This window comes from Thermovirga lienii (assembly GCF_036847465.1).
Classification (GTDB): domain Bacteria; phylum Synergistota; class Synergistia; order Synergistales; family Thermovirgaceae; genus Thermovirga; species Thermovirga lienii.
Genome location: NZ_DAITZW010000057.1, coordinates 1 through 5,679, shown reverse-complemented (window position 1 = coordinate 5,679; position 5,679 = coordinate 1). Strand labels below are relative to the sequence as shown.

Genomic DNA, 5,679 nt, shown 5'->3' with positions numbered 1-5,679 from the left:
TGGATCGAATGGAGCATGGACGAATCCAACCCCATGGAGACAGGTCCCCCTTCACGGAATCCTCTCGAAGACCCAATAAAGTGCAAAATATAACATACATAAGAAAATCTTGATAAATGGACCAACTTCTAATAATATACACAAACATAACCTAATATTTATGGGGGGTGGTCCAGTGGACAGGATGAAATTCTGGCAATGGATGGAGGCAAAAAGTAGAGTAATACTTATGGATGGAGGCATGGGCACCCTTCTTGCAGAAAAAGGTTGGAAGCCTCCAATGTTGCCTGAAGAGATGAACGTCTATTCTCCTGACATAGTAACCTCAATTCACGAGGCATATTTGGCCTCAGGGGCGGACATAATAGAGACCAACTCCTTCGGTGGGAGCACGAGGAAACTAGCTCACAGGGGCCTTCAGGACAAGGCCAGAGACATAAACAAGGAAGCCGCCAGGATAGCCAAAGGGTGTGCGGGAGACAAAGCCCTCGTTGCCGGATCTGTAGGCCCCCTTGGTGAGCTTTTGGAACCCTTCGGATCCCTATCCTTTGAGGAAGCCTATGAGGCCTTCTATGAACAGATAGCAGGCCTTGCAGAGGGTGGAGCGGATTTCATCTTAATAGAAACCATGATGGATATAAGGGAGGCCAAGGCTGCGGTGGCAGCGGCGAAGGACGCAGCGCAAGGCCTAGCCTTTGTCGTGAGTTTTACTTTCGATCACCACGGAAAGACCGTTACAGGGACCCCTCCAGAGGTCGCTGCAGCATGGGCTTACGCTGTAGGAGCCGCTGGAGTGGGCGCCAACTGTGGTGTGGGCCCGGGAGAGTACGTGGAGACGGTCAAGAAGCTTTGGGAATACTCCAGGCTGCCTGTCTTCGTATATGCCAATGCAGGCCTTCCCGGAGACGAAAACTTCTGGGATCCAAGAGCGTTTGCAGAAAAATCGAAGGAGCTGGCCCTTGCTGGCGCCAGCGTAATAGGAGGTTGCTGCGGGACCACACCAGAACATATCAGAGAGATGAAGGAGGCTTTGGCCGGAGTTTTGTCTCTTCCTCCTAGCTCCAGAAAGGAGACCTTTCTTGCCTCCAGGAGTAAGCTGGTGGCCGCTGGTTGCGGCGGTCCCCTACTCGTGGTGGGTGAGAGGATAAACGTGTCAAGAAAGTCGGCCCTGAAGGAACAGGTGGCAAATGGTGATTTCACCCTTCTGAAGGAGGAAGCAAAGCTTCAGGAACAGGCCGGAGCCGAGGTGATAGACGTAAACGTTGGCCTACCGGGCGTGGACCAGGTGGCCCTAATGAGTGAGGCCATATCTGTTGTGGAAGCTACCGTTACTTCTCCTGTATCCATCGACAGCGACAAGATAGAGGTTCTCGAAGCGGGTCTAAAGAGGGCCTCGGGAGTGCCGTTGATAAACTCGGTGACCGCGAAACAGGGGCATCTGGAGAAGGGGCTTGAACTTGCTAGCCGCTATGGAGCCGTTTTGACGGTACTTCCCATGGACGAGAAGGGCTTGCCCCATACCATAGAGGAGCGAAGAGCTGTCATAGACAGCATAGTGGAAAGAGCCCGAAAGACAGGTTTCCCCATGGAGAACCTGATCATAGACGGCCTCACTCTGGCGGTGGGCGCCGATGAAAAGGCCCCGCGGGTCACCCTTCAGGCATTGGAGTACATCTCTCAGTTGGGATGTTTGTCCATCCTTGGCGTGAGCAACGTATCTCACGGTCTTCCCTCGCGGCATCTAGTCAACAGGACCTTCCTGGCCATGGCCATGGCTTCTGGATTAGGCGCTGCCATAATAGACCCCACAGCACCAGGGATTTTTGAGACCATTTTGGCTTCTAACCTTTTGAGGGGGTCAGACCCTAAGGCTTTAAACTACATTCAAGCCCAGGACAAGCTTAAGGAGCGGGCCCTCGTTGAACCCGGCAGGGATTCTGCCCCCAAAAAGGAAGAGAGGAAAAAGGAAATAGAAGAGCCCACGGAGGAAAAGAACCAAGGCCCTTACTTTCCATTGATGGAGGCCATAATAGAGGGAGACGAAAAGGCTGCCCAATTGCATGTTCGCGACCTGATAGACGAAAAAGGCGTAAAACCCATGGATGTAATATCCTGCGGAATAATTCCTGCCCTGGAAGAGGTGGGCAAGCTTTACGAGGTGGGAGAATTTTTTCTACCTCAGCTTTTGGCCTCGGCGCAGGCAGCTCAAGTGTCATGTGATTTCGCCAGGGAGAGAATGGAGCCCTCCGACAGGGGAGAGAACAAGGCAACCGTGGTGCTTGCCACAGTGGAAGGGGACCTTCACGATCTAGGGAAGAACATAGTTGGGACGGTCTTGAGAAGCTACGGTTACCAGGTAATCGACTTGGGAAGGAACGTGCCCGCCCAAAAGATACTGGAGGCGGCTTCTGAATCCAATGCCCACATAGTTGGCCTATCTGCTCTGATGACCACCACCATGGAAGAAATGGCAAGAACGGTGAAACTACTTAAGGAAAAGTTGCCCCATCTTCCGGTGATAGTTGGAGGAGCGTCGGTTAACGAAAGCTTCGCCAAAAAGATAGGCTCAGACGGCACGGCCCCGGATGCCATAGGGGCGGTAAGGCTAGTTTCGAGGCTGACAGAGAGGGGTGACGAGTGATGTTCATAAGCGAGATATTTAGTTCCAAAAAGGGGCCGGTATTTTCGTTTGAAATATTTCCTCCCAAGAGGGAGTATCCCATAGAGTCCATATATGAGACCATCGAGGAATTGGTCACATTGGATCCCGATTTTGTAAGTGTCACCTATGGTGCCGCTGGAGGGACCAAGGACAGGACCGTGGAGATAGCAGGTTATATAAAGAAACGATGGGGCAAGCCACCCCTGGCTCACCTTACCTGTATAGGTGCCCATCGAGAGGACATCCTACGGATACTGGACGAACTCTCTGCCCTGGAGGTCAAAAACGTTCTGGCGTTGAGAGGCGACCCACCGAAGGATGGGCCCGCCGAAGGCGGAGACTTCAAGTACGCCAAGGACTTGGTGCATTTCATAAGGGAACAAAGGCCTGGTGGTTTCTGCGTTGCGGGAGCAGCGTACCCAGAAGGACATGTTGAGGCGCCATCGATGGCATGTGACCTCATAAACCTGAAGAAGAAGGTTGACGAAGGGGTGTCATTCCTGATCACCCAGCTTTTCTTCGATAACGAGCTATTTTTGAGCTTCAGGGACGTTGCCAGATCTTTGGGCATAGGTATCCCCATCACTGCTGGAATAATGCCCGTGTTGAACGCCAAGCAGATCTCCAGAATGGTGTCCTTGTGCGGTGCCTCCATTCCTTCGGCCCTTGCTCACCTAATAGCCAGATACGAGAGGGACCCTAAAGGACTCCACGAAGCAGGTTTGGAATACGCCATAAATCAGATAAAGGGTCTTGTAAGGGAAGGCGTGGACGGTATCCATCTTTATACCATGAACAAGCCCGAGGTAGCAAAGAGGATAATGGCAGAACTTTGATGTAAAAGACTTTGAGTTGGTCATTGGTGACATAAAATATTTATAGGTTTAAAAATCCTTTTTGGGAGAAGGGTGGACATGGTTAACAAACTGAAGGAGAAACTCCAAAGCGGTGAAGTGGTGGTGGGGCCCTTCGTGGGGCTCAACTGTCCGGATCTAGTGGAGATAATGGGCATAGTGGGATTTGATTTCTGCGTCATAGACACGGAGCATGGTCCGATGAACCCCGAGTCCATACAGCACCTAATCCGAGCGGCAGAGCTTTCGGGCATGACTCCAGTTGTCCGGGTTACCGAGGCAAGCCCTACCAATATCCTAAGGGTGCTGGACGTAGGAGCGAAGGCCATTCACGTGCCCCAGGTCAACGATGTCCAAACTGCTCAGATGGTTGCAAAAGCTTCCAGGTACTACCCTGAGGGAATGCGAGGGGCGGCGGTGCCCAGGGCTCTTGAGTATGGGCTTAAACCCCTTAAAGAGGCGCTGGAGGAAGCCAACAGGGACACCATGGTCATAGTTCACTGTGAGAACGTGGAAGGCTTGAGCAGACTTGAGGAAATAGCGAGCGTCAGTGGCATAGACATGATATTCGTAGGGCCTTACGACCTGTCCCAATCCCTGGGAATACCGGGCCAGATCATGCATCCTGATATGAGAGAAGCCGTGGGAAGGGCTCTTTCCATAATAAAGGGTGCCGGAAAACCTGCGGGAATATTCGTAACCTCTGTAGATGAAGCCGTGCAACGGATCCAGGAGGGGTTCAATTACGTTGCCTACAGTCTGGACAGCCTCATATTCGGCTTGGCGTGCAAGGAACAACTGGCGAAGATCAAAGAGTCTTTGTAGGTTTGCTTGGAGTCTTTCCGCAAAAGTAAGGGGGCGCTAAAAGAAGCGCCCCCTCGTTTTTTAAAGCTTCTAGCACTTGGAGAAACCGCACACCGTGCAGGTTATGCAGCCTTCCATCCTGGTCATTGCAGCACCGCAGACGGGGCACATGTCCGTCTCTGCCATGGATTCCATTATCTCCTTCTCTTCCTTGTCCAGATATCCCAGGTACGTTAGTCCAAAGGCTATGGCGTCAGGCACCGACATTATCACGCTGTCTTCGTGCCATACAGGTTGAGAGCCGCCTATGCCTTTCATTTGCTTTATGATGTGGTGGATCTTTACTCCGCTCCTAAGGGCCAGGGATATGAGCCTTCCTATAGCCTCGGTGAATGCCATGGTCTCATGTCCCGATTTGCCCATGGTGGTGAATACCTCTATGGGGCGGCCGTTGATCTCGTTAACTGTAAGGTAGAGGTTCCCGTAGCTTGTGGGAATCTTGGCCGTCTTACCCGATAGCACGAAGGGCCTTTCCACAGGCTGAGGTCCTGGGGGAGTGGAAGCTATGGGAAGCTTCTGTTGCACAGGATGCTTTTCCTTGTACAGGACCTGTTCGCTCCTGCAGCCGTCCCTGAAGACCGTTATGCCCTTGCACTTGGTCTTGAAAGCCAAAAGATAGGCCTTCTTTACGTCCTCTATGGAGGCGCTGTTGGGCAAGTTTATGGTCTTGCTTACTGCATTGTCGACGGCTTCCTGGAATGCTGCCTGCATGCGCACATGCCATTCGGGCGATATATCGTGGGCCGTCTTGAAGACTCTCTTTATGATGGCCTCATCTAGGCCTTCTTCCAGGGCCTGCTGGTAGTACTTGTTCTTATACGTGAACCGCTTGCCCTCCAGTACTTCTTTGGTAAATTCCAGTGCGAACACCGGTTCTATGCCAGAGGAGCAGTCGGCGATCATGGAGATGGAGCCTGTGGGTGCTATGGTCGTTATGGTGGCGTTGCGCTGTCCCGTGCCCCTGTCAGCAGGATAGGCGCCCCTTGTTTTGGCGAGTTCCCTGCTGGCTTCTCTGCCTGTCTCTGTTATGGTGCTCATTACTTTCTTGGCCAGCTCTATGGCCTCCTCAGAGTCGTATGGTATGCGGAGCATGAATAGCATATCTGCCCATCCCATGACGCCCAGGCCTATCTTGCGGGTTTTCATGACCGTCTCTTTTATTATGGGTATGGGGTATTCGTTTACGTCTATGACATCGTCCAAGAAGCGCACCGCAAGGCGAGTGGTCCTTTTGAGCTTTTCCCAGTCTATTTCTCCGTCCTTTACCATGTGGGACAGGTTGATGCTCCCCAAATTGCA

At 52.3% G+C, this 5,679-nt stretch carries 4 protein-coding genes; 3 read left to right on the top strand and 1 reads right to left on the bottom strand.

Annotated features, from left to right (window positions below):
- The first annotated feature begins 184 nt into the window (after positions 1–184).
- The 3 genes from V7Z69_RS09400 to V7Z69_RS09390 all read left to right on the top strand — a co-directional run bounded on the left by V7Z69_RS09400 (position 185) and on the right by V7Z69_RS09390 (position 4,341).
- Entirely contained in the window at positions 185–2,641 is a 2,457-nt protein-coding gene (locus V7Z69_RS09400) for a homocysteine S-methyltransferase family protein (protein WP_334139736.1), read from the top strand.
- Entirely contained in the window at positions 2,641–3,498 is an 858-nt protein-coding gene (gene metF, locus V7Z69_RS09395; protein ID WP_014162453.1) for a methylenetetrahydrofolate reductase [NAD(P)H], read from the top strand. The genes V7Z69_RS09400 and metF overlap by 1 nt, the downstream gene beginning before the upstream one ends.
- A 78-nt stretch (positions 3,499–3,576) precedes the next feature.
- Positions 3,577–4,341, top strand: coding sequence for an HpcH/HpaI aldolase family protein (locus V7Z69_RS09390; RefSeq protein WP_334139735.1), 765 nt, complete (start codon positions 3,577–3,579; stop codon positions 4,339–4,341).
- Positions 4,342–4,410: 69 nt separating this feature from the next.
- On the opposite strand, the gene V7Z69_RS09385 is transcribed toward V7Z69_RS09390, so the two are convergent.
- Positions 4,411–5,679, bottom strand: a 1,269-nt coding sequence (locus V7Z69_RS09385; RefSeq protein ID WP_472132580.1) for a TSCPD domain-containing protein, incomplete at its 5' end; no start/stop codon positions are given.